27 protein-coding genes, 1 tRNA gene and 1 rRNA gene are annotated in these 25,402 nt (G+C 32.7%); 20 read left to right on the top strand and 9 right to left on the bottom strand.

Going from position 1 to position 25,402, the window contains the following annotated elements; all coding sequences use genetic code 11:
• Positions 1-1,470, bottom strand: coding sequence for an AMP-binding protein (locus tag MR875_01370; GenBank protein ID MCI6993503.1), 1,470 nt, complete (start codon positions 1,468-1,470; stop codon positions 1-3).
• Entirely contained in the window at positions 1,470-2,459 is a 990-nt protein-coding gene (aksF, locus tag MR875_01365) for a homoisocitrate dehydrogenase (GenBank protein ID MCI6993502.1), read from the bottom strand. The genes MR875_01370 and aksF overlap by 1 nt, the downstream gene beginning before the upstream one ends.
• 172 nt (positions 2,460-2,631) lie before the next feature.
• Between aksF and MR875_01360 the strand changes: the two genes are divergently transcribed.
• The 3 genes from MR875_01360 (at position 2,632) to MR875_01350 (ending at position 4,066) form a co-directional block, all read left to right on the top strand.
• Positions 2,632-3,096, top strand: a complete 465-nt coding sequence (locus tag MR875_01360; GenBank protein ID MCI6993501.1) for a HEAT repeat domain-containing protein — start codon at positions 2,632-2,634, stop codon at positions 3,094-3,096.
• A 157-nt stretch (positions 3,097-3,253) separates the two neighbouring features.
• Complete coding sequence (locus MR875_01355; GenBank protein ID MCI6993500.1) at positions 3,254-3,628, top strand: hypothetical protein; 375 nt, start codon at positions 3,254-3,256, stop codon at positions 3,626-3,628.
• 33 nt (positions 3,629-3,661) lie between these two features.
• On the top strand, positions 3,662-4,066 hold the full coding sequence (locus tag MR875_01350) for a hypothetical protein (GenBank protein MCI6993499.1): 405 nt from the start codon (positions 3,662-3,664) through the stop codon (positions 4,064-4,066).
• A 60-nt stretch (positions 4,067-4,126) separates the two neighbouring features.
• Here the strand turns inward: MR875_01350 and MR875_01345 are convergent, their stop codons facing one another.
• From MR875_01345 to feoB, 3 genes are all read right to left on the bottom strand, one after another.
• The gene (locus tag MR875_01345; GenBank protein MCI6993498.1) at positions 4,127-4,324 is read right to left on the bottom strand and encodes a hypothetical protein; all 198 of its coding nucleotides are present in this window, start codon (positions 4,322-4,324) and stop codon (positions 4,127-4,129) included.
• 42 nt (positions 4,325-4,366) lie between these two features.
• Entirely contained in the window at positions 4,367-4,597 is a 231-nt protein-coding gene (locus MR875_01340) for a ferrous iron transport protein A (GenBank protein MCI6993497.1), read from the bottom strand.
• Positions 4,598-4,702: 105 nt separating this feature from the next.
• Positions 4,703-6,727 (bottom strand): ferrous iron transport protein B, encoded by a 2,025-nt coding sequence (gene feoB, locus MR875_01335; GenBank protein MCI6993496.1) that lies wholly within the window; start codon positions 6,725-6,727, stop codon positions 4,703-4,705.
• Between the two features lie 281 nt (positions 6,728-7,008).
• On the opposite strand from feoB, the gene MR875_01330 reads away from it, so the two are divergent.
• The gene (locus MR875_01330; GenBank protein MCI6993495.1) at positions 7,009-8,016 is read left to right on the top strand and encodes a tetratricopeptide repeat protein; all 1,008 of its coding nucleotides are present in this window, start codon (positions 7,009-7,011) and stop codon (positions 8,014-8,016) included.
• Positions 8,017-8,023: 7 nt separating this feature from the next.
• Here the strand turns inward: MR875_01330 and MR875_01325 are convergent, their stop codons facing one another.
• From MR875_01325 to MR875_01315, 3 genes are all read right to left on the bottom strand, one after another.
• The gene (locus MR875_01325; GenBank protein ID MCI6993494.1) at positions 8,024-8,578 is read right to left on the bottom strand and encodes a DUF2115 family protein; all 555 of its coding nucleotides are present in this window, start codon (positions 8,576-8,578) and stop codon (positions 8,024-8,026) included.
• 61 nt (positions 8,579-8,639) lie between these two features.
• On the bottom strand, positions 8,640-9,167 hold the full coding sequence (locus MR875_01320; GenBank protein MCI6993493.1) for a TIGR00730 family Rossman fold protein: 528 nt from the start codon (positions 9,165-9,167) through the stop codon (positions 8,640-8,642).
• Between the two features lie 12 nt (positions 9,168-9,179).
• On the bottom strand, positions 9,180-9,734 hold the full coding sequence (locus MR875_01315) for a DUF2115 domain-containing protein (GenBank protein MCI6993492.1): 555 nt from the start codon (positions 9,732-9,734) through the stop codon (positions 9,180-9,182).
• Between the two features lie 72 nt (positions 9,735-9,806).
• Between MR875_01315 and MR875_01310 the strand changes: the two genes are divergently transcribed.
• The 11 genes from MR875_01310 to MR875_01260 all read left to right on the top strand — a co-directional run bounded on the left by MR875_01310 (position 9,807) and on the right by MR875_01260 (position 18,785).
• Complete coding sequence (locus MR875_01310; GenBank protein MCI6993491.1) at positions 9,807-10,451, top strand: hypothetical protein; 645 nt, start codon at positions 9,807-9,809, stop codon at positions 10,449-10,451.
• 42 nt (positions 10,452-10,493) lie between these two features.
• Entirely contained in the window at positions 10,494-10,973 is a 480-nt protein-coding gene (locus MR875_01305; GenBank protein ID MCI6993490.1) for a hypothetical protein, read from the top strand.
• Between the two features lie 117 nt (positions 10,974-11,090).
• Positions 11,091-11,546, top strand: a complete 456-nt coding sequence (gene nikR, locus MR875_01300; GenBank protein MCI6993489.1) for a nickel-responsive transcriptional regulator NikR — start codon at positions 11,091-11,093, stop codon at positions 11,544-11,546.
• A 21-nt stretch (positions 11,547-11,567) separates the two neighbouring features.
• Positions 11,568-12,335 carry a 50S ribosomal protein L11 methyltransferase gene (locus tag MR875_01295; GenBank protein MCI6993488.1) on the top strand — a complete coding sequence of 256 codons (768 nt, stop codon included), beginning with the start codon at positions 11,568-11,570 and terminating at the stop codon, positions 12,333-12,335.
• Positions 12,336-12,341: 6 nt separating this feature from the next.
• Positions 12,342-12,827 (top strand): hydrogenase maturation peptidase HycI, encoded by a 486-nt coding sequence (gene hycI / locus MR875_01290; protein ID MCI6993487.1) that lies wholly within the window; start codon positions 12,342-12,344, stop codon positions 12,825-12,827.
• Complete coding sequence (locus tag MR875_01285; GenBank protein ID MCI6993486.1) at positions 12,824-13,918, top strand: ATP-grasp domain-containing protein; 1,095 nt, start codon at positions 12,824-12,826, stop codon at positions 13,916-13,918. Before hycI ends, MR875_01285 begins: the two co-directional genes overlap by 4 nt.
• A gap of 78 nt (positions 13,919-13,996) precedes the next feature.
• On the top strand, positions 13,997-15,067 hold the full coding sequence (locus tag MR875_01280; protein MCI6993485.1) for a glycosyltransferase family 4 protein: 1,071 nt from the start codon (positions 13,997-13,999) through the stop codon (positions 15,065-15,067).
• Positions 15,068-15,096: 29 nt separating this feature from the next.
• Entirely contained in the window at positions 15,097-16,527 is a 1,431-nt protein-coding gene (locus MR875_01275) for a Mur ligase family protein (protein MCI6993484.1), read from the top strand.
• Positions 16,528-16,611: 84 nt separating this feature from the next.
• Entirely contained in the window at positions 16,612-17,052 is a 441-nt protein-coding gene (locus tag MR875_01270) for a hypothetical protein (GenBank protein ID MCI6993483.1), read from the top strand.
• Positions 17,049-18,314: a hypothetical protein gene (locus MR875_01265; GenBank protein ID MCI6993482.1), complete on the top strand. Its 1,266-nt coding sequence runs from the start codon at positions 17,049-17,051 to the stop codon at positions 18,312-18,314. Before MR875_01270 ends, MR875_01265 begins: the two co-directional genes overlap by 4 nt.
• Positions 18,315-18,353: 39 nt before the next feature.
• Entirely contained in the window at positions 18,354-18,785 is a 432-nt protein-coding gene (locus MR875_01260) for a DUF356 domain-containing protein (protein ID MCI6993481.1), read from the top strand.
• Here the strand turns inward: MR875_01260 and MR875_01255 are convergent, their stop codons facing one another.
• Complete coding sequence (locus tag MR875_01255) at positions 18,786-19,277, bottom strand: multiprotein bridging factor aMBF1 (GenBank protein ID MCI6993480.1); 492 nt, start codon at positions 19,275-19,277, stop codon at positions 18,786-18,788.
• A gap of 183 nt (positions 19,278-19,460) precedes the next feature.
• Between MR875_01255 and MR875_01250 the strand changes: the two genes are divergently transcribed.
• The 5 genes from MR875_01250 to MR875_01230 all read left to right on the top strand — a co-directional run bounded on the left by MR875_01250 (position 19,461) and on the right by MR875_01230 (position 25,092).
• Positions 19,461-20,699, top strand: a complete 1,239-nt coding sequence (locus MR875_01250; protein MCI6993479.1) for a proteasome-activating nucleotidase — start codon at positions 19,461-19,463, stop codon at positions 20,697-20,699.
• Positions 20,700-20,838: 139 nt separating this feature from the next.
• A complete protein-coding gene (locus tag MR875_01245; GenBank protein ID MCI6993478.1) occupies positions 20,839-21,840 on the top strand; it encodes a PH domain-containing protein in 1,002 nt (333 codons plus the stop codon).
• 35 nt (positions 21,841-21,875) lie between these two features.
• Positions 21,876-22,916, top strand: a complete 1,041-nt coding sequence (locus MR875_01240) for a TIGR01177 family methyltransferase (GenBank protein ID MCI6993477.1) — start codon at positions 21,876-21,878, stop codon at positions 22,914-22,916.
• 542 nt (positions 22,917-23,458) lie between these two features.
• Positions 23,459-24,934: ribosomal RNA gene (locus MR875_01235) — 16S ribosomal RNA — on the top strand.
• Between the two features lie 84 nt (positions 24,935-25,018).
• Positions 25,019-25,092, top strand: a tRNA-Ala gene (locus tag MR875_01230).
• The last annotated feature ends 310 nt before the right edge of the window (positions 25,093-25,402 follow it).

The raw sequence follows: 25,402 nt of genomic DNA, 5'->3' as shown, positions 1-25,402 counted from the left end.
TTATTCTTTAAACATTGCTCTTAATTCTCTTCTGAGCAATTTCCATCCGTTTACTCTTGGAAGTTCGTCAAGTGTAAATATTTTCCTTGGAACTTTATATCGGGATACGTTTTCTCTAGCGAATTCTACTAATCCTTCGCTGTCTTCTTTGTCTTCCCAGACAACTGCAGCAACAGGTATTTCTCCTCTATGGCAGTCGTTTACACTGAAAATAGCTATTTCCTTAACTGCAGGATATTTGATTAAAACTTCTTCAACTTCAGTTGGATAGATTTTCCATCCGCTCATTACAATCATGTCTTTTTTACGGTCAGTGATGAATAAACGGTTGTCTTCATCAAGATATCCGACATCTCCTGTCAAGAACCATCCATCATCTAAAAAGGATGCTTTTGTTTTTTCTTCATTTCCCCAATATCCTTTTGCAACTGCAGGACCTCTAAGTGCAATTTCACCTTGTTCATATTGTGGCATGATTTTATCAGGGTCATGTTCATCAACGATTTTAACTTCTGAAAAACAGACTGGATGGCCTACACTTTCAAATCTGTCTGCTTCTCTGTAATCTTCAGGTCTGATTACTGTTCCAGTTCCAATTACTATTGTTTCAGACAATCCATATGCATTTATGATTGGTATTTCATAAGTTTCATGGAAGTCTTTCCATATTTTTTTATGCAATGGTCCTCCACCGGAAATGATTTCACGCACAGTTTCAAGCTGTTTTCTAGCATCAATGGTGGTCAATGAATGAATTACTGGAGGCATTCCAGATAATACAGTAACTTTTTCTTCTTCACATAACTCCAAATATTCGTCCATATTGAACTGTTCCATCATTATGTAGTATGCAGCAGCTCTTAAAGCAGAAATTGCCCAGGATAATCCGACATGTGCCATTGGATAGATTCCTAAAAAAACATCGTCCTGTTTGAAGGTCAATACATCACATTCGTTGTGTATTGCAGTAAAATAGTTTCCATGTGTGAGCATTGCACCTTTAGGCTGTCCAGTGGTTCCTGAAGTATATTGTAATTGACATAAGTCATCCCAATCGGTGTTTTCGGATTCTAAAACATCACAATTCTTAAAATCAGAAATCTTTTTTGGAATATATGTATCAATATCGATGATGTCTTTTGCTTTATCATCAGTAATCATCAATTTTGCTTTTGAGTCGCTTACAATGTAATCAAGTTCATGAGCAGTGAAAACTCTGTTGGTTGGAATAGCTATTGCACCTATTCTCCATATTGCGAAAAGTGAAAACAAGTATTCTTCGGAATTTTTTAAATAGATGAGAACTCTATCTCCTTTTTCGATTCCTAATTCCTTTAAGTTTCTACCGATTTGAGAAACTATTGATAAAATCTCCTTTGAGTTGTATTTTTCTCCTGTTGTGGGATTATATAATACGTTTTTATCTAAACGTTTTGAATTAGCATCTAAAAAAGTAGTAATGTTTAACATTATATTAACTCCTTGACTATTGCTTTTGTAACGTCCATTGTTGAAGAATCTCCGCCTAAATCTGGTGTTCTGATTTTGCAGTCTGCAACAACCTTTTCAACTGCATTTTTTATGTCATTTGAAATTTCCCATTCTCCTAAGTAATCGAGCATCATTGAAGCAGATAATATCATTGAACATGGGTTTGCAATGTTTTGTCCTGCAATATCTGGGGCTGATCCGTGAACTGGTTCGAACAATCCATTATGGTCTCCAATGTTTCCTGATGGGGCAAGTCCAAGTCCTCCGACAAGTCCTGCACTTTCATCAGATAAAATATCTCCGAATAGATTGCTTGCTACAATAACATCAAAGTTTTGTGGTTGGGTAATCAAATACATTGCCATTGCATCAACATAAAAGTCTTCAGTTTTTATTTGAGGGTATTCTTCAGCCACTTTGTAGAAACTTTCCTTGAATACTCCGTCTGTTTTTTTTAATACGTTGCTTTTATGAACACAGGTGACTTTGTTTTCTCCTCTTTTGAGGCATAAATTAAATGCTGCTTTTGATATTCTCTCAGATGCTTTTCTGGTGATTATTCTCTCAGCAATCATTTTATTTTCATCACCATATTCTGCTTGGGAATATAGTCCTTCAGTATTTTCCCTTACAATTACAAAGTCAATGTCATCATGAATTGAGTTCACTCCTCTGTATGATTTGATTGGCCTTATGTTTGCATAAACGTTAAGTTCTTTTCTTAAATTGATAATTGGACTTGGTTGTCCTGGTGTTGAGGTTGATGCTCCAAAGAGTACTGCATCACTATCTTTAGCTATTTTGATTGTTTCTTCAGGTAATGTGGTTCCATTTTTATTAAAACAGTCGAAACCTGCTTCACCATATTTGAAACTGAATTCTAAGTCTAATTTATCAAGTAAATATTCACAGGCAGACATTACTTCTCTGCCTATTCCATCTCCACTTATTACTGCAATATCGTACATTGTTTCACTTATAAAAATTTATTCATATATTAGTAATATTGCTTTAATTATATTTAAATGGATAATTTTAAAATTTGTTCGTACAGTATCGAAATATATTTATACATAAAAGATACAATACTATATTAATTACTAAAAATAATAGTAAAATTATTCAATATGAGGGATTACAATGGAAAGTACTATTGAAGAATTAATTGAATTATTAAATGATAAAGATGATTTTGTTGTTGAAGATGCAGTAGGACAATTAGAAATTAAAGGTGAAGAAGCTGTTGAACCTTTAATCGGCGCATTATCTCACAGGAAAAAAAATATCAGATTACATGCAGCTACCCTTTTAGGTGGAATGAATGCAGAAAGCGCTATTCCTGCATTAATTGAAACATTAAAAGATAACAATAAACTTGTAAGAAGAGAAGCTTCCACTGCTTTATCTCGTATGGGAGCACCAGCAGTTGATCCATTAATTGGAATCTTAACTGATGATGACTGGAAAGTAAGAGGGGCTGCTGCTTGGGCACTTGGAAACTTAGGTGATGAAAAAGCAATTCCTGAACTTGAAAAATTACTTGACGATGAAAGTAGTTTTGTAAAAGCAGGTGCTAAAAGCGCTATTGAAACTATCCAGAAATAAATAATTTATTTCTGTTCTCTTTTTTTCTTTATTTTATTTACATTTTCGTTGTATTAAATCTTATTTTTATTAGGAGTTTATAAAATGCATTACACAGGACCAGTTTATAGGCCACCGCCTGAAGCAAACACACCATTACTCGAAGTGACATATGTTCATGGAACAAATGCTCATTCTGCACAATGTATCATACACAAAATTTGGAATATCTCCAATTGAACATGTAAAAGAAGACTTGGAGGAATTATCAAAGTATTATCCTAAAAATTTAAAAAGAATATTCCTTGTAAATGGAGATGCATTTGCACTTCAAGCAAAAAAATTACTTGCTATTTCAGACTTGATTCATGAATATTTCCCAGAAGTTGAATGTATAACCTTCTATGCATCAATTACAAACATAAAACCAAAATCTGATGAAGATTTAAAAAAATTTAGGCAAAAAGGATTCAATGAATTGTACATTGGCCTTGAGACGGCTTATGACCCAGCACTTGACCAAATGAGAAAAGGTTATACTCAAAAGGATTAGTATGAACAGCTTGAAAGGATTCAAAATGCTGGAATGGACTACAATGCTCTATTGATGCTTGGTGTTGCTGGAAGAGGCAACTATAAAGATAATGCAGAAGCTACTGTTGATTTGCTCAATACATTCAAACCAAAAATTGTAGGGCCTCTGACCACTTCAATTCAAAAGCCAGCTCCATTGTATGATATGAAATTGAATGGTGAATTTGTTGAAGCAACAGAAAGAGAAATGATTCTTGAGGAATTAATTCTTCTTGAAAATCTTGAAATGGATGATGACTGTTTTTTCTTTGGAAGTCATCCATATAACTTGATAAGATTCAGCAATACTTTTAAAAACAGGGACAAAATGGTTGAAGATCTTATGAATCAGGTTGCTAAAATTGACGAAATGCGACCTGGAATTTTGGATGCCGTGCTTCCAAGAGGCAATTTGTAAAAATAGTGTAATTATGTGATTGGAATTATATGTATTTCATTCCAATCAATATTTTTCTTATTATATTGAAATTTTCATTAATTTAAGTTCATTTTTAAGTTTACTAATGAATTTGAATTCTTCTTCAAACTCCGGATGATTTCCAAATCCGCAATTGGGGCAATGAACTTGTTTGCAGCCATGTTTTCCACAACCGGCACAGCCTCTATTTTCTAGTTTTGTTTCATCAAATTCACATCCGCACATATGACATTTCATTATCTCACCATTAAATAAAAAAATTATGAAAACATTGAAATTTTATTTTATCTCAATATTTTCAGCTTCTTCTTTTCGAAGACAAACATCATATCCTTTTATGCTCATTTCAATTGGGTCTCCTAAAGTAGCAACCTTTTTGATTGTAATTTCTGCTCCTTTAACAAAACCCATACCTAATAAATGTCTTCTTAAATCCACATTCCCAGTATCATGAAATTTTACTAATTTCACTGTTTCACCTGGTTTTGCATCAGTTAATGTTCTTTTCATTTTTTCACCTTTTTTTAATAAATTAATAAATAATGATTAGAAAATTTTAATCATTATCTTTTGGTTTTTTAATTCCTCTAATTCCACTTCTGCTGCGCATTAAAATCACCTATATCCAAATCCTGCAAGTAAACCTATATTGTAAATCAAGAATGCTACAATATATCCGGTTACTAATGTAATACAACACATGGTTAATGCCCATCTGTAACTGTTGGTTTCCTGTTTGATTGCACCAATAGCTGCAAAACATGGAGTGTAAAGTAATGTGAATGCCATGAATGAAACTGCAGATAATGGTGTGAATGTATCATGCACTAAACTTGTAATTCCTGCTTCGTCATCTTCTGCCATACCAGCTAATGTACCGAATGTTGCAACTACTACTTCTTTAGCAGCAAGTCCTGCGATGATTGCAACAGCAGCCTGCCAGGTTCCAAATCCTAATGGTGCAAAGATTGGGGCAATAACATTACCGATCATTCCAAGTAAACTGTCTGCAGATCCGTATTCTACACCTAATGGGAATATGCTTAATGCCCATAAAACGATTGAACAAGCAAGAATGATAGTACCTGCTTTTCTTAAGAATCCTTTTACTTTTTCCCAGGTATGTAATAATATACCTTTGAGGGATGGTACTTTATAGGTTGGTAATTCCATAACGAATGGTGTTGATAATCCTTTGAACATTGTTCTTTTAAGGATAGCTGCAACGATAAGTGCTACAACAATACCTAATAGGTAAATTGCAAGCAACATGGTTCCCTGATTGTCCGGGAAGAATGCAGCGATAAAAATAGCGTAAATTGGTAATCTTGCAGTACATGACATGAATGGAACAAGCATCATTGCAAGCATACGGTCTCCTTCATTTTCCATGGTTCTTGTTGCCATAATAGCAGGCACTCCACATCCAAATCCTAAAATCATAGGAATGAATGCTTTTCCGTGAAGACCAACAATTTTATGCATTAATTTATCTAAAGTGAATGCTGCTCTTGCAAGATAACCACAGTCTTCTAAAATACTTAAGAACAGGAACATCAAGATAATGATAGGTAAGAAAGTGAGAACACCACCTACTCCACCGATGATACCATCACAGATGAAGGATGCTAAGTATTCATTTGCAATAAATCCTGCGACAAATTCGCTTATGCTACCAAATGCTACATCAATCATATCCTGGAAAGGAGCACCAATTGTGAATGTTAACTGGAACATGGCCCACATGATAATAATGAATATGAATGGAGCCAATATTCTGTTTGTAACGATCTTATCTATTTTGTCAGTAGTTGTTTCTTTTTCAACAGCAGGTTTTTTAACTGATTCGGCTACTAAACCGTCAATAAATGCATATCTTGCATTAGCAATGACTTCTTCTGAACCTTCCTGGTAAACATCATGTAAATGTTTGCTTACTTTATCTACTTCAATTAATATTTTAGATCCATACTCTGATTTTTGAACTTTATCTATGATAATGGTGTCTCTTTCCAATAATTTAACAGCTGTCCAGATTGAAGGAACATTCATGAGAGTTTCATCTTTTTTAATGATTTCCTGAAGTTCAGCTAAATGCCCTTTAATATCATTACTGTATGATATTTTTTCACTGGAATCTATAGGTTTTTTTGCTTGTTTTTCAACAGTATTTAATAATTTTTCAAACCCATCACCAGTTTTTGCGCTGATTTCAACTATTGGAATGCCTAAAAGTTTACTCATTAACTTAATGTCAATAATGTGTTCCTTTTTCTTTGCAAAATCATTCATGTTAAGTGCAATTACTAAGTTTGCACCTAATTCCATCATTTGTACTGTTAAGTATAAGTTACGTTCTAAATTAGCAGCATCAACTACATTAATAATCACGTCTGAGTCATCATCTACAATGAAATCTCTTGAAATGATTTCTTCCATGGAATGTGCACTCAATGCATAATTTCCAGGTAAGTCAATAACATTGTATTCGTAATTTCCATGTTTAAAATGACCTTCTGCTTTTTCAACAGTTTTTCCAGGCCAATTTCCTACATGTTGGCGCATACCGGTTAATTTGTTGAAAACAGTAGTTTTACCCACATTTGGGTTTCCTGCTAATCCTACAATTAGTTTTTTCATTAATTTTTCTCCAATTTTTAGTATCAATTAGAATAATCTTCTTTTTGAATATTATTCTTCAATAAAAATTTAGCTTTGCTCAGCTATGACTAAAATTCAAGCATCTAGAATATTAGTTATCAATCAAAATTTATCACAACTAAATTTTAGGTGTACCTAAATATGTAATTGTTAGTTGTCATGATATATAAATATTTAGGTATGCCTAAACTATTTATATCATGAAATTAAATAACAGTATTTAAAAAGAAAATTCTCTTATTTTCAAAAGGATGATAATGATGAATAATGCTATTGAAACAGCTAAACAATATGTTAATGGTAATAATTATGAAAATGCAATTTCATTGGCTAGAAAAAACCATGGAAATGATAATGTTGAAGATTATCTTGCAATTTTGGATTTATTAATTGATGCTAATTATTTGCCTGCAATTGAAGAAAAAGGAATATACTATCAACATTATGATGAATCTCATGACAATTATGATTATGGTGAGAAATATTTTAATCGATATTTGCAAGAGCAGCCAAATTCTATAAATGTTCTTTGTGATAAATCTTTATCAAAATTTAACAAAGGAAACCTTAAAGGAGCTTTAAAATATATTGATAAAGCATTAAACAATTATGATTCTTATTATGATATTGAAAAACCTCGTATAACTAAAAAAGAAGTGTTGATGAGTAAAATAAAATTGCTAATTAAAGCAAAAATGTATGAAGATGCATTAGCACTGCTTGATCAATATGAAACTGAGTATGATGGGGATGAAAAATCTGATTTGTATAAAGGACAAATGCTTCAAAAACTAGGTGAAAATGAAAAAGCAATGTATTATTTGGATAAATCCCTTCAAAATGAGGATACGTTAGTTGGATTCAATGCAAAAGCTGATGCATTATATGAACTTGGTAAGTATAAAGAGGCTCTAAATTATCATAAAAACTGTCTTCATTATGAAAGTAAAGTTGATGATGATTTGGAATTAATAACTAATTTTAACTACAAAGCTGCGTTCTGTTGTGTGAACTTGGGGAATGAATCAGAAGCAGTGAAATATTTAAATAAAACAATTAACATGTTAAATGAATATGGGAGACTTCCAAAGGATATTGAAGCAATATATCAGAAATGTTCATTCGAAAAGGAAAGGATAATTAAGAAAGGGGAAGTCAATGATGACGAGTTTGGAAAAACTAGATTCTTTTCTACAAGAACATCAATTATAATATTGGGTGTAATTTTATTTTTCTATGTGGTATTGCGATATTTTGGATATAATTGAAATCATATTAAATGTCTGGTGTTTGACGAGCAACACACAAATGGCATACTGCATTAATATTGTCTTTTTGACTGTCCTTAACTGGGCAGAAATATTCTCCATTTATCTCTTCTATTTTTAAACCACCAGGATATTCGCTTCCAACAAGATGTACTGGTTCTTCTAATATAAATGTAACATAAGCAGTATTTACAACATAAATCAATGGAAATTTGTCATCGTTATGTATTGTCATTTTTTCTTTTTCAAATGTTCTTTTAAATCTGGGAAATGATTTTTCAAAAGCTTTTTTATCAATTATTGATTTATGGTTGTAATCTTCATTTTCAAGAATGTCCTTTGTGCTCATAATGAATGATCTATTATATATTTCAAGGAATTTTTCACGATAATTTGCCTGAACATATTCCGCCTCTTTTCTTAAATGGGCTGAAGCAATCATCAGGTCATGTACGGATATTGTTGATGCATATTTTTTAAGAATAATCATTAATTCTTCTTTTGTAATGTTTTTCTTCAAAGACAATTCTTCAAATTCATCTAATATGCATTTACTTTTCATAGTTTTATATATATTGGATTTGATAAATAAATATGTTAAAAAAGTAATTGATATTTTTGAGTTATTCTAAATACTCAAAAATCTCTTCAACATTATCTGTGACTTTAAAAAGTTCAGTTTGTTTATATAAAAAGCCTTTTTCGCTCATTTCATCAATCATCTTAATCATTGTGTCATAAAATCCATTGATGTTAAAGATTACAATTTCTTTATTATGTCTTTTGAGTTTTCTGAGGGTTATGATTTCAAAGAATTCATCTAATGTTCCGATTCCACCCGGTGAAATAATGAATGCATCTGAATTTTCAACAAACTTGTTTTTTCTCTCATCCATTGTATCAACATAAATGAATTCACTGCAATCCTGACAAATCGGCTCAAAGTTTCCAATCCATTCAGGAGCAATTCCTATGCTTTTTCCATTGTTGTCATGCACTCCATGGGCACATGCACCCATCATTCCAGTATTTCCACCACCAAAAACAAGTGTATGTCCTTTTTGTGCAATAAGAGTGCCTAATTCATAGGCAACATCAGTATAAATTTCATCTATTTTTCTACTTCCAGATCCATAAAGGCAAATTCTCATAATCTTCACTTCCTAAATATCAGGGGTTTGCTCTGCAAGGCATAAATGGCAGATTGCATTTACATTGTCTTTTTGATTATCTTTCACAGGACATAAAAATTCTCCATTTCTTTCTTCCACTTTTAAGCTACCTGGGAATTCACTTCCAACAGGATGTATTGGTTCTTCCAAAATAAATGTAGTGTATAATGCGGTGATAACATAAATCAATGGGAACTTATCCTCTTTTGATGCAGTCAATCTTTCCTTTTCAAAAGTTCTCTCAAGCATTGGGAAAGACTCATCGTAGGATTTTTTGTCTATATTTGCATTATGATTGTAGTCTTCCTTTTCCAAGACTTCTTTCATGCGCATGATGAAATATTTGATGTAAACTTCCAGGTATTTTTCACGATATTGAGCATGAACATATTCTCCATCTTTTCTCATATGTGCTGTTGCAAGCATCAAATCATATACTGAGATAATCGCAGCATATTTTTTAAGCAAATCCATCAATTCATTTTTGGTAATTGCATCTTGGGGAGATAATTCTTTAAGTTCAACTAATATGTCTTCCGGGTTCATGATGTTTATTATAAAATTCAATAAATAAATACTTTTAATATAAAAATCTAAAATAATAGTGAGGTAAATTAAATGTCTGAAGGTTTTATAGAAATTACAAAAGAAGATATTGAAACTATATCAAATGCTTTAAAAGTCAATTCTGATTATAAATTAAACAATACAAAATTTGACGTCAAAACATTTGAAAACGGTAAGGATATTAGTTTAATTCAATATGTTGCAAACGTAGAAAACGAATTGGTTTTCCAAACAAAAGAAGAAAACGGCAAATACTACATCTCAGAGATTTTTGATTTATTTGTAGATAATATTGTAAACGGTAATGCTTCAAGAGATGTTTTCCAATCTGTAAGTAGTTATTTCCATGATGTAATTGAAAATGAGAATAATGATTTTGCAGATGAACAAGAAGAATTAATAAACTTTTTAGTATTGACTGAAGAGTATGATGCAAACAAGCTTGAAGCTGATTTGGATCCATCTAAAATACGTGAAGATTATAAAAATGATTATGACCAAATCTACACTGATGATTCTTTAAACAGGGTTCAAAAAAGTCTTGCATTAAAAGAATTGCTCCACATGTCAATATGTCAAGTTGTCAATGACATTGATTTATTTTTCACAAGGCCTTATGACTTGACTCCTGAAGAACATGCTGAAAAAACCAGACAGGAAAAAATAGCTGAAGAAAAAGAGTTGCAAATGTCATAAGTATTATAAGGGATATTATTCTATATATTTAATATAAACAAAATGCCTGATTATATGATAACTATTACCAGAAAAGAAGAAGTTGTTTTAGACCAAGTTAAAATATTCAATATGGAATATGATGATGGGATTCCATTAAACATCCTAAAAAAAGAGTTGGGATTTCACGAATATGATTTGGTTCATATTCTTGAAGAACTTCAGAATAAAGATTTGATTGTCTTTAAAGATAAAAAAGTCAGATTATCTGATAGTGAAAAAGAAATCAATACTGTTAATTCCAAAAAAGATGTTGAAGAATTGGAATTAAACTTAAAAGAAAAAGAATCCTATAATTTGATTAAAAATCTAGTTGATGATAAGAACTTGATTTCCAAATACACTCTTGAAGGTCATTTGTTATATGGTGACTTGAAACTCACAAACTTTAGAATGTACCATATCATCTTGTCTCTTCAAAACAAGGGTCTTCTAAAACCAATCGATAAAAATGACGGTGAATATTATTTATTAGTTGAATAATATTTTTTACTCTTTTTTTAATATTATTAGTATTAATATTTTATTAATTAATCATAATATTTATATAACTTAATTATTATATCTATAAGTAATAATTGATTTTTAATGTGTATTATTATGATGAGAATAAGTATGTCATTACCAAAAAAATTACTCGCCGATTTTGACGAAGTATTAAAAGACAGAGGATATCAGTCTCGTTCAAAAGGAATTCGTGATGCACTTCAAGATTATATAGTAAGGTATCAATGGATGAATTCCATGGAAGGTCAAAGAATCGGTATTGTAACTATTATTTATGATCACCACTACACTGGAGTTATGGAGAATTTAGCTGAAATTCAGCACAGTTTCAGAAATGAAATCAACACTAGTATGCATATTCACATGACTGACAAATACTGTATGGAAATTGTAGTGGTAAATGGAGATATTGCTGAAATTCGTGATTTAACTGAAAGAATCATGAGACTTAAAGGAGTTGAACATGTAAAACTCACAAGTACAGCAAATGGTGAAGAATTCAGTGAACCAGGTCACTCACACGACCACGGTCATCATCACCACCATTAACTCTTTTTTATTTTTTTTAACATGAAATTCAAAACAACTCATTATCATTTTGACTTACTTAAGGATAATGATAGATTAGCCGTTTTTTTTGAAGCTATCAATGATTATAATGGCAATACTACATTAGCTTATGATTTGGGCTGTGGAAGTGGAATTTTGTCCTATTTTTTAAATGATAAATTTGATGAAATCATATCTCTGGAAATGGATGATGCAGCATATATATGTGCAAAGGACAATTTAAGCCCATTTAAAAATATTGATGTTATTAATACCGACGTTTTAGAATATGACTTTTCAAAAAAAGCTGATTTAATAGTTTGTGAAATGCTGGATACTGCAATGATTGATGAAGAGGAAGTTCCAGTTTTAAATTATGCTAAACAGTTCCTAAAAGAAGATGGTAAGATTATACCTCAAGGAATCATAAATACTGTGGAACTTGTAAATCTTGAAAGACATTATATTCATTGGGATGAAGGAGTAAACTATGAAGAATACTCAAAACCAATAGTGTATAATGAATTTAATTTTTTAGATGAAATCAATCCTGAATTTGAAGCTGATTTGACATTAAAAGTAGATAAACCAGGAATCATCAATGGATTAAAGATTACAAGCTACACAAAACTTGATGACGGGATAATTGCAGGTCCATTGCCAATGTTAAATCCACCATTACTGATTCCATTAGATGAAAAGTCAGTAAAAGTAAATGATTTAATAAATGTAAAGTTAAAGTATGTAATGGGAAATGGAATAGAAACTATCCATACTGAATATTATTAAGGTGATATGTTGTCTTTTGATTTGGATTTGAATGAATTTTTATCTGATTTTAATAAATTAATAGTATTAGGTGTCGGCAATGAACTTAAAAGTGATGATGGTGTCGGACCGTTCATTATTAAGAAATTAATTGATGATAATATTGAAAATGAAAATTTAATACTAATCAATGCAGAAACAGTTCCTGAAAATTTCACAGGTAAAATCAGAAAAGAACAACCAAGCCATGTAATTATTGTAGATGCATGCTTAATGGGAGCTCAACCAGGAAACATCAAAATTGTTGATAAGGATGATTTTGCAAACATTGGTATTTCCACACATTCCATGTCATTATCATATTTTGTTAAATATTTGGAAAGAGATAATGATTTTAAGGTAATATTTGTTGGAATTGAACCTGAAACTATGGATTGGGGTGAAAAACCAACAGAACAAGTTGAAAAAACCGCTTATTATTTCATTGATTTATTAAAGGAGATTGTATTATGAAGTTATTGTTTATTGGTTCAAGATTATATGATGATATAGATTGGTATGTAAGAAGAAAAAACATTGAAAGTGTTTTGACTGAATCCAATGAGAATGCAATTAATTTGGACTTGCCTGATCAGGTATTTATTGTTCCTCGTGGTATGGATGGTCCAAAACAGGTTGCATTAATGCAAAAGGTAGATGCTATTGTTCCATTAATTGGAATTGATCCTCCATTGATAGATGTTGCACACATGAAGGAAGAAGTTGAAGAGGAATATGGAATTCCAGTAATTGCTGCTGGTGTAAGAGCAGTTGAATTAACTTCAGATAAAATCAAAACTAAAGGATTTTATGATGAAATAGGTGTCGTAACTCCTAACTATCAAATTTTAAACAGTCCTGATGATTTAACTTTGGAATTTCCTGTAGTATTAAAACAAGGGGCCGGCCAAGGTGGAAAAGATATTAAAATTGCAAAATCCATTGAAGATGTAAAAGAATACTTTGAAACTTTTGACCAAGCTTTATGTGAAGAGTTCATTGAAGGATCTGAAATTTCCATTGAAGTATTAGGATTCAACGGCGAATATGTTGCATTACCTCCAATATATAAGGGAGAAACCACTATTGAAGGTACACATCCATTGCATAAGGTTAAATTAGGTCCTTGTATGGTTCCAGGATTAGACAATAACTTAGTTCAACGCGCTGCTTATAAAGTGGCTAAAAACTTGGCATCTGATGGTATTTTTGAGATGGATTTCATGTATTCTGCAAAAAAAGACCAATTATATGCAATTGAAGTCAATACACGTCCTAATGGAACAAGATATTTGACTACTGCAACATGCGGTGTTAACTCATTATGTGAATTGGTCAATATGGCTATTGGGGAATTTTCATTATCTAATATTTCAGATAAGTTAGAATATAATTATGCTACTGAAATTCCAGTCGGTAATTATGAGGGTCCTGCTCCAAATGAACCTGTAAAGTCATTTGATGACAATGATTTTGTTGTTCATGGTCCTGCTGGATATCAAAGGGTTACTGCAAGAGCAAAATCAAAAATTGATTTAGAAAAATTAGTTGATAAATTAGTGTAAATCTGTGTTATAAGTTATAATTATATACTATTATCAATAGATATTTTAGTAATCTAAAAGATTTATTGTGTGGTAATAATGAATAATACAGATATGTTAATTCTTTTTTTAATAACATTATGTGCAACAATATTCTTTACATGGTATGTAAAAAGAATATTGCTTAAAGCAAGGATTGCTGACAATCCTATAGTTAGTGAACATAGACATAAGAGCGGAACTCCAACAATGGGGGGAATTGCGTTCTTATTCACAATTTCTTTGATAATTGTATTATATTATCAGAACACTCCAGTAATGCTAGTGTCATTCATCATGCTTGCAGGTGGTATTGTAGGTTTAGTTGATGATTTAATTGGTCTTAAAGTTAAAGAAGTTCAAAAAATCGTTGTAAATATTTCAAGTGAAGTTATCACTCTTGGAAGATTGGATGTTGAACCTAATGAAGAAGTGCGTGTAGCTACTCCTAAAGCAAAAGCTGAAGTTGATGATTTGCTTAAAGAAGGTAAAGTTGAAGTAGTTGGAGAAGTTCCAATCAAAACAGAACCTGAAGAGTTTGAAAAAGTCATCTGTCAAATAGTATTAGGTTTATTCTTTGCATTAACTGGTATTGTTACTACTATTGGTGGTTTCCAATTAGGTATTTTGGCTATTCCTGTTGTTATAATAGCGATTCTCGGATGTATTAATTCAGTTAATCTTATCGATGGTATGGATGGTCTTGCAGCAGGTATTGTTGGAATTGCATCAATTGCTTGCTGTGTATATGGTTACTTATTCGGACAAGCATCAATTATACCACCGTTCTCAATTCTTGCAGGATTATGTTTAGGATTTTTGGTATTCAACAAACATCCGGCATCAATATTTATGGGAGATACTGGGTCATTCGTATTAGGTACTGGATATGCAGCAGCTGTTTTAGTATGTGATATTCCATACTTTGGAGTCCTTGCATTAGGTGTACCAATCATTTCAGTTGTAGTCAGTTTACTCCACAGAGCAAATGTTATTAAATTACCAGTAGAACCATTACATCACACTTTAAATCACTACGGTATGTCTGAAACAAAAATTGTATTCAGCTATTGGGGAATTACACTTTTATTATGTATAATAGGCATTCTTGCTAAGATGTACATATTCTAATTTCTTTTTTTTCTTTTTTAGGTGATATTATGAATATTAATGAATTACTAAGGATGGTTAATGGAAAACTTTATGGAAACGTTGATTTTTTTTCAATCGATGGATTTTCCGGTAGATTTACTTTTTTAAATGATGCACACACAGGGGATATTGTTGTAAGGCACTGGATTAATGGCGATGGTATTGCAATTGCATTCCGTAAGAACATTGCTTGTTTGATTACTCAAACTCCAAAGGATGATGCTATTGAAATGGCTGAAAAGCTTAACTTTCCATTAATAGTTACAGATAAAATAGAGCTTGCCAATTCTCTTGCTCTTTCACATACCATTAAAAAATATTCACCTAACTCAACTAATATTGTAATAACTGGAACTAATGGTAAATCAACAACTTCTCACTTAATTTACCATATTCTAAATAATGCAGGATATCATGTACTTACAAATACAGACAGTGAATCTGAATTTAATACTTTAATAGATCCTATGGTTTCAAAATTAATATCCGATGAAGTTAAGAAAAATGGAAAATTGGATTATTTGGTCATTGAAGTATCAGAAGTTCAGGGTTGGCTTGGAAAACTAATGAAAAATCATGCTGCATTGATGAGTGAAGCAATCAAACCAAAAGTTGGGGTAATAACAAATATTGCAATGGATCACATAGGTCTTGTAAACTCTATTGAAGAAGTATTTGATGAAATAACAGCGGTTCCAAAAGCAATTGGCGATGGAGTATGCATCTTAAACCATGATGATGATTTGGTTAGAAAATTAGATGCAAAAAATCCTTTCTATGTGTCAATGTCTAAACTGGATGAGGAAAATGCAGTCTACTTTGACAATGATGCAATTTATTATAAAAACAATCCAATTCTAACAGTTGATGAATTGCCATTTACAGGTAAGCATTTTATACAGAATATCCTATCTGCTATTGGAGCATGTGTTTCATTGAATATTAAAATGGAAGATATTGTTGAAGGAGTCAAATCTTATAAAGCACTCAATAGACGTTTTGCAAAATTAAACGATGAACCTTTGATTTTTGATGATTTTGCACACAATCCTGATGGAATCAAAGCGACTATTTCCGAAACTCTCAAATTGCTTCCTGAAAATCAAACATTATATGTTGTTTGCGCTATTAGGGGATCAAGAGGTGTTGAAATCAACGAGTTAAATGTTGAAGCACTGGTTGAATCAATGGATGACAATATTGAACTCATATTATCTTCAAGTAATGATGTTGTCAATAATTTGAATTGGGTTAATGATGATGAAAGGGAAGTTTTCTTTGATGTTTTAGGTAAAAATAATGTTGATTATATTCACTATGGTGATTTAAAAGACTGTTTAAGTGAAGTTTACAAAAAAGCAGATAAAAAAGACATAATTTTGTTAATTGGTGCTCAGGGAATGGATCCTGCTGAGTCACTTTTAAATGACATAAAATAAATTTAAATATTAAATTAGTTTAATATAATAAATGTATAAATTAATTCTTTTTATGAAAGAATATTGATACAAGAGGAAATAAACATGTTTATAAAGATTAGAAGAGACACATTAATAATTTTATTATTAGCGTTTATTTTGATTCTTTGTGGCCGTTTAATTACTTATGTAGCGTTTGCATCTTCTGATGAAATAAATGATGGTATTGCTATTTCAGGTGTCATTGTTAAAGGTAATGATATCGTTCCGGTAGATACTATCAGATCAAATGTTATGCAAGCGGGTTTTAGGGATGGTAGTGTGATTTATGGAGACATTTTAAAAACTTCCAAAAGGGAGGTTTCACTCCAAGATGCTATTCAGACGGCCCAAGAATTTGCAACACGGTCCACAGTGCCGGGTACATCTGTTCAACCTATTACTGCAGCAGATGTTCAAGTAGATAAAAATACTGGTGTAGTTACAGTCACTGTTATTGAAGACTTTTCGTCTGTTGAATTGGAAAACAAAACAAGTGGTGGATGAAATTGAATAAGCTAAAAGTATCACTTGTATTTTTTGCAGTATTATTATTGACAATGAGTAGCGTAGCAGCTACTTGTAACATTATAGTTATTACTGACCCTTCTGGTAAGGACCCTAACGGTGCAGCTGCTGGAAGTATGTCATTTGCGGACAATATGTTCCAGTCAACTTTCCTGTTATCCAGAACTAATCATTTTGCAGTACTCTCTGGGGGTACTGGTAGTTCTGATACTAGGTTAGATTCCATTATTGATGCAGTTGCTAGTTTGGAAAACAATGCTTCTGCAGCATCTGCAGCAGCTATTGCATCCCAGTTTTCAGGAGCGCGTCTGGTCGTCGGCGGTCCTAGTATTGGTGCGGCTGTTGGAGGATCATTCAATGCATATGTAATTACAGTTGATGATGCAAGCAATGATATTAAGGTAACTCCTTATACTAGTGGTGTAGCAACCCTGCAACCTGGTCAGAAAGGAGCTATTATTCACTTGAGGAACACTGCAGGTAACCCATTGTATGGTACTGCGGATTCTGTAAGAAAAGAAACAGCAATGAATATTGGTAAAATGATTAGGGACGGTTATTCTGCAACTACAATTTTATCAGAAGCTATGGGTGAAGTAGCTAAGGATTCTGGTGAAAAATATGGTGGGGGTGGAGTAAACCTCGTATCTGGTATTTCAACTTCCGACATGTTCACACCTAAGGAAATGAATGCTACTGGTTACCCGATGGATGAAGAATATTCCAAAGTTTGTGACAGTTGTGGATGGGCGATGGGTTTCCCTGCAGCTGAAGCTTATGAAAAATGTCCTGTATGTAATGATGATATACGGACTGTATATGCATATCAGGCATTGGGTAATGCATTGACTGTTAGTTCGAAGGCGGTCAGTGTTTCAGTCTATGGAAGTGACAGACCGGGATTATCAGAAACAACTAAAGAAGTTGTCGAAGCTTCTGTTGCTAAAAACGGTTATGATGCATCTGCAATTGCAGGTTCTATTAACAGAGGTATTAACAATGGTCTTATCGTTGGTGTTGATCACGTTGAACCTAAAGATATCAATGTTAAACAAGGTTCAAAAGCAGTTGGTGTTTATTATAAAGCACTTCCTAGTGAAAGATCATCTCCTGCGTGGGATCTGCCAATAGATGGGAACATTTTAACAATTCTTGGAAGTGTGCAGACTGCTGTTGGTATTATCTTGATTTTATTAGTAGTATTCAGAAGCAGATTGCTTAAATCTTTCCAAAATCGGTGATTATTCACCTTTTTATTTTTTTTATTATGGTGGTTAAATATGGCATTAATTTTAATCAGAGGAGAAACAAATTCAAAATTACTTAATGCGATAGCAGATATGGAACGTCATGGTAATTTGAATTTAACATCAAAGCCTAAAGTGGTTGACTCTAAATTTGCTGATTCATTAGTTGAAAAAATTTTAAATTCTAAACTCAGAACCAAATCTAAAGTCGCTACTGCATTTTTTGTAAAAGAAGATACTACTTTAAGTATTATGCAAGTAAAAAAAATTCATCCTCCAGCACACGTTGTTGTTGTCAGTGATGAGTATGATGGTTATCATAAATTGAAAAAAATACTTAATAATGCTAGAGTATTTCAGGGGTATTATTCCCATAAGGCTAAAAATGATGGTTTAATAGATTATTCTGTTAAAGGTCAAAAAAGGCATGTAAAAAATGAAAAGTTAAACAGCTATGTAAAATAACTATTTCCTTTTTATTTTCACAATACTTCCTAAGGTACGTTCACCTGTGGAAGTGTTAATAAATTGATTTAAATCAACATTACTTGTTTTTTCAAGAAGTTTTATGTTTAAAACTTTTTCAAATTTTTTTGTTAATTTTATATCTGGAGTCATTTTTCCAGTTTCGATTCTGGTGATTACAGATACTCTTTCATTGATTTTTTTACCTAAATCTTCACGAGACCATTTTTTGGATTCTCTTGCATTTCTAATTTTTGAATCGAATTCTTCAACTAATTCTTCGGTAGGTTCATCTCTTCTGGAGTAGCTACCACGTTGAGTACTTTTAGCTTTCTTTCCTTTGGATTGCTGTCTAAATTTAGGTTGTGCAGGTGCTTTTTGTATTCTTCCAAGTTTTGAACACTCTTTACATACAACCATAACTGATCCTTCGATTTTTGCTCTTATTGGATTATCTTCGGGTACTGTTTTTCCACAGATTTCACATTCCATATTAATCAGTTTCCTTTATTTTTTAATAAATATTATATACTATTTAATTTATAAATGTTTGTTGGTAGGAAGTTTAAATAAATACTTTTATATACTTTAAAGTTACAAATGGTTATTAAAGTAGTATGTTATGAAAAATTTAATTGCTAACTGGAGATGATTCACATGGATGATTTTAATGATTTGGAAAATTCTTCAAAAGATCAATTAATCGAAAAAGTAGAATCTCTACAAGATGAAATAGAATTATTAAGAGAAGAAAAATCCAAAGCAAAAAGTAACTTAATGTGGAAAGTTAGGAAATTAGAAAAAGATAAAGTCTTAATTGAAAATGAAAAAATTAGACTCGAAAGAGAAACTAAATCATTACGTTCAGAAGTTGATAGATTTAGGTCTCCACCTTTGGTGTTAGCTACTATTACTGAAGTATTGGATGATAACAGAATGACTGTTAAAAGTAGCACAGGACCTAGTTTTCTTGTTAATTACTCAAAATTCTTAGATGAAAAATTATTAGTCCCTGGTTCCAGGGTCGCATTAAATCAACAAACTTTCGGTATTGTTGAAGTTTTACCATCTGAAAAAGATGTAAATGTTTCCGGAATGGAAATCGAAACTAAACCGGATATTACCTATGAAAGAATTGGTGGTTTGGAAGAGCAAATCAGAGAAGTTAAAGAGACTGTTGAATTGCCTTTGACTGAACCTGAATTATTCGAAAAAGTAGGAATTGAACCACCTAAAGGAATATTGTTATACGGTCCGCCAGGAACAGGTAAGACTTTACTTGCAAAAGCTGTTGCAAACGAAACCAATGCTACATTCATTAAAATTGTAGCTTCTGAGTTTGTTAAAAAATACATAGGAGAAGGTGCAAGATTGGTACGTGAAGTATTTGAACTTGCTAAAGAGAAAGCTCCTGCAATTATATTCATTGATGAACTTGATGCTGTTGCAGCTAAAAGACTTAAAAGTTCCACTAGTGGTGACAGAGAAGTTCAAAGGACTTTAATGCAACTTTTAGCAGAGCTCGATGGATTTGAATCCAGAGGAGATATTGGTATTATTGGTGCAACCAACAGACCTGATATCTTGGATCCTGCATTATTACGTCCTGGTCGTTTCGACAGATTTATTGAAGTTCCACTTCCAAATGTTGATGGAAGACGTGAAATTCTTAAAATCCACACTAAAAACATGTCCTTCGATGAAGAAGCAGACATTGACTTGCTTGCTGATTTAACCGAAGACTTGTCTGGTGCTGACTTAAAAGCAGTATGTACTGAAGCGGGTATGTTTGCAATTCGTGAAAAACGTGATAAAATCACTGTAAATGACTTTATGGATGCTATTGAAAAAGTAATGGCTAAAAATAAAGAAGACGAAATGTTCAATACCGAAGCTGGAGTAATGTTCGGATAAATTTTAAAATCATAAATAATAAGCCAATGATGAACCCTATGAGCTCTGATATGTGATGAATGATGGGCGAGCTGAGGCTTATTTATTTAATCTTTTTTTTTATAAAACTTTATTTAAAAGTTAATTCTAATATTAAATTATGTTATTTAATAAAAATGAGAATAAAGCTAATGAACGAATTCTTTATAAAACAAAATCTAATATGCTTTTAGGCTGTAAAAAAGCTATTTATGGTCTGGTGTTATTGATTGTTGTTTTGTCTGTTTCACCAATGATAATAAAATCCATTGGGAATATGCAGGTATATCTGATTTCTCAAATTCAATTGCCTTTAACCAGGTATGCTGCCATAGCTTTTTTTGTTGTCATTTTTATTATTGTAATATATATTATATGGCAAATTATCAGTTGGTATTCTCTTGAGTATACACTAACAGATTCAAGAATTATTATTAAATCAGGTGTGATATCAACTAAAAAAAATTACATGCCTTATGCAACTATTCAGGATGTGAGTACTTCTCAAAGCATTCTTGCAAGGCTGTTTCGCATAGGTACTGTATCAGTTTTCAGTGCTTATGACAATAATCAGATGGAGTTAAAGAATATTTCAAATCCTTCTGATGTTGAGGAGATAATATTTTCAAATATGAGAGGATTTAGAAGTTTCCAGCCTCAACAGCAAAGATCCATAAATCGCCAGCAGGAAAATTATTTGGATGATGGTGATTATTTGGGCAGGAATGATATGTATGATGAATTCGAGCCGATTACTCCAATCACCCGTGAAAGGGATGTATATCCTAGAAGGGATTATGAATATTATCCTGAAGATATGAACTTTGAAAACCTCAGTGGCCAAAGGCATGAATATGAATATGAACCATATGATAATAAATTTGGAAATGATGTTGATAGATTTGTTGATGAATTTGAACCTCAAAACAGTTATTCAGATGAAAGTTATTATAATGACATAAGGGATGATTATTCTTATAGTAATGATGATTATTATCAAAATATTGATTCACAAACTCAATATAATGATAATCATGTTGAAGTTTCAAATAAAGATTCAAATAATCTAGGTAACTCTAGTGAAGAAGTTATTAAAAGACATTTTAATAAATTTAAAAGATAATATTTATTTTTATTTTTTTATTTCAGGTGAAGTTAATGGAACTATTATGTATACAATCACAGGAACATCCTGAATTGCCTCTTGCTGAATTAAATGCAGTAATGGAATGTGAAAATATTGATGCAGATGTTGATGTGATTACTGAAGGTTTGGTTATTTTAAGAAATATTTCAGCAGATGATTTGGATTCATATTATGAAATATTGACAAGAAGATTAGGTTATACTCATGAAGTGCATGAACTTATAAAAGAATCCAATCTAGATAATTTTGATGAGGACATGTCTTCCATTGCATGGTCAGAGTATATTGATGAAACTTTTGCTGTTCGTGTAAAAAGATTTCACACAGAAATTGACACTGTTGCAACTGAAAGAAAATCAGGTTCTTTGATTCTTTCAAACTGTGATGATATTAAAGTTAACTTATCAAAACCTAAAACATTAATCCGTGTTGTTGCTCATCAAAATGATATGTTTATTGCTATTGAAAGAATTAAACTAAATAAAAAACATTTTGAAGAAAGTAAACCTCATAAAAGACCATTCTTTTACCCTGGATCTATGAATCCAAAATTGGCAAGATGTATGGTTAATCTTTCAAGAGTTAAAGAGGGCCAACTGTTGCTTGATCCATTTTGTGGAACTGGTGGTATACTAATTGAAGCAGGATTAATTGGATGTAAGGTTGTTGGTTCAGATATCTACTGGAAAATGAAAAAGGGTACTTCAATTAATCTAGATTACTATGGAATTACTGATTATAGAACATTTAATCTTGATGTTCGTGAGCTCAAAATGTATGAAAAAGTAGCTGCTGTAGTTACTGATCCACCATATGGTATCTCTACCTCTACTGGGGATATTGAAGGGGACGATATTTTCAGGGAATTTTTCAAATCTATCTATGATAACATGAGGGATGATGCATATCTTTGTATGGCAAGTCCGCATTATGTTGATTTAAAACCTATGGCTGATGAAGTAGGTTTTTACATTGTTGAACAGTATGGAATTAAAATGCATAGGAGTTTGACAAGGATTATTACAGTAATCCGTAAAAATACCTCAGAATAATATAGGCATATTTATATACTAGTTATTTGTCTAGTAAGCTTATTATACCTAAAATTCCATTACTTTATTTTCTTTTATTATTCATCTGATTATTAATTTATTTTACTATTTTTTTCTTTTTCTAAAATTGATTTATTTAACTTAGTATTCATGTTTTTATTTTATAAAATAGTTGATAAAAATTTTTATTTAAGTAAAATATTTATTTTAATTTATTATTTTATTTTTTCAATATATTTTGCAATATTTTATAATTGAATTTGTTACTAAAATTTGTCTGTCTAATAGATGTGCTATGTGTTATATGGCGATGACCTAAGTATTATTGCATGGAGCAATGTTTACTATGATGGTTGCATTCCGCATGTAGCGATACATTTGTGAGTACTTGAATTTTCTCAAGTATGATGTTAGTTTTGTAGATGTGGTGAATTAGTTACAAATTTATTTGTTTCAAATTTATGTGTATACTCGTCTATATTTTTTAGCGTACTTCATAATTTCAATTTAATTATAGTTTATTATGATCTGTTATGTGTTCAATTCTGTTTGATCCTGGCAGATGCTACTGCTATTGGGATTCGATTAAGCCATGCAAGTCGAACGAGTTTAGACTCGTGGCGTACGGCTCAGTAACACGTGGATAACCTACCCTTAGGACCGGGATAACCTTGGGAAACTGAGGATAATACTGGATAGGCAATTATTCCTGTAATGGTTTTTTGTTTAAATGTTTTTTCGCCTAAGGATGGGTCTGCGGCCGATTAGGTAGTTGGTTAGGTAATGGCTTACCAAGCCTTTGATCGGTACGGGTTGTGAGAGCAAGAGCCCGGAGATGGAACCTGAGACAAGGTTCCAGGCCCTACGGGGTGCAGCAGGCGCGAAACCTCCGCAATGTGAGAAATCGCGACGGGGGGATCCCAAGTGCCATTCTTAACGGGATGGCTTTTCATTAGTGTAAAGAGCTTTTGGAATAAGAGCTGGGCAAGACCGGTGCCAGCCGCCGCGGTAACACCGGCAGCTCTAGTGGTAGCAATTTTTATTGGGCCTAAAGCGTCCGTAGCCGGTTTAATAAGTCTCTGGTGAAATCCTGTAGCTTAACTATGGGAATTGCTGGAGATACTATTAGACTTGAGACCGGGAGAGGTTAGAGGTACTCCCAGGGTAGAGGTGAAATTCTGTAATCCTGGGAGGACCGCCTGTTGCGAAGGCGTCTAACTGGAACGGTTCTGACGGTGAGGGACGAAAGTTAGGGGCGCGAACCGGATTAGATACCCGGGTAGTCCTAACTGTAAACGATGCGGACTTGGTGTTGGGGTGGCTTTGAGCTGCTTCAGTGCCGAAGGGAAGCTGTTAAGTCCGCCGCCTGGGAAGTACGGTCGCAAGACTGAAACTTAAAGGAATTGGCGGGGGAGCACCACAACACGTGGAGCCTGCGGTTTAATTGGATTCAACGCCGGACATCTCACCAGAGGCGACAGCTGTATGATAGCCAAGTTGATGACTTTGCTTGACTAGCTGAGAGGAGGTGCATGGCCGCCGTCAGCTCGTACCGTGAGGCGTCCTGTTAAGTCAGGCAACGAGCGAGACCCACGCCCTTAGTTACCAGCTTATCCTTTTTTGGATGATGGGCACACTAAGGGGACCGCCTATGATAAATAGGAGGAAGGAGTGGACGACGGTAGGTCCGTATGCCCCGAATCCTCTGGGCAACACGCGGGCTACAATGGCTAAGACAATGGGTTCCGACACCGAAAGGTGGAGGTAATCCTCTAAACTTAGTCGTAGTTCGGATTGAGGACTGTAACTCGTTCTCATGAAGCTGGAATGTGTAGTAATCGCGTATCACTATTGCGCGGTGAATACGTCCCTGCTCCTTGCACACACCGCCCGTCACACCACCCAAAAAGGGCTTGGATGAGGATGTAGTGTTTTGTTATATTCGAATCTAGGTTTTTTAAGGAGGGTGAAGTCGTAACAAGGTAGCCGTAGGGGAACCTGCGGCTGGATCACCTCCTTTTACTTAATATATTTATTTTGTGTGTATTGGATTGATGTACACAATTTGAACTGTTTATCAGTTTCTACAAAACTAATTTATTGGGCCCGTAGCTCAGACTGGGAGAGCGCTGCCCTTGCAAGGCAGAGGCCCCGGGTTCAAATCCCGGTGGGTCCACTTAATACTTTATGTATTTTTATCCGTGCAGCATTGTTTCTGTGTGAAACTAATGTGAAGGGAAAATTTATATTATTATGATTTTCCGTGCATAAGTAACCCTAACTGGCACTAACTAACCAGATTGTGTTAGATTATGTGTTAATTTTTGAAAAAAGATCAAATCTTATTATTGATTTAAGTCTTTTTTTAAGCATTGTTAGAATGAGAGACTATCCTAATTAGTAAAAGTATGGTTTTTATTCTTCTTAATGGTTAAAAAAAAATATTATAGACTTTTTTCTTGTGTATTAGATTTTTTTTGAATTGT

The organism is Methanobrevibacter sp. (genome assembly GCA_022775905.1).
GTDB lineage: Archaea > Methanobacteriota > Methanobacteria > Methanobacteriales > Methanobacteriaceae > Methanocatella.
Note: the sequence above shows the minus strand (reverse complement) of the source record. Positions and strands in the feature narration are given on the sequence as shown.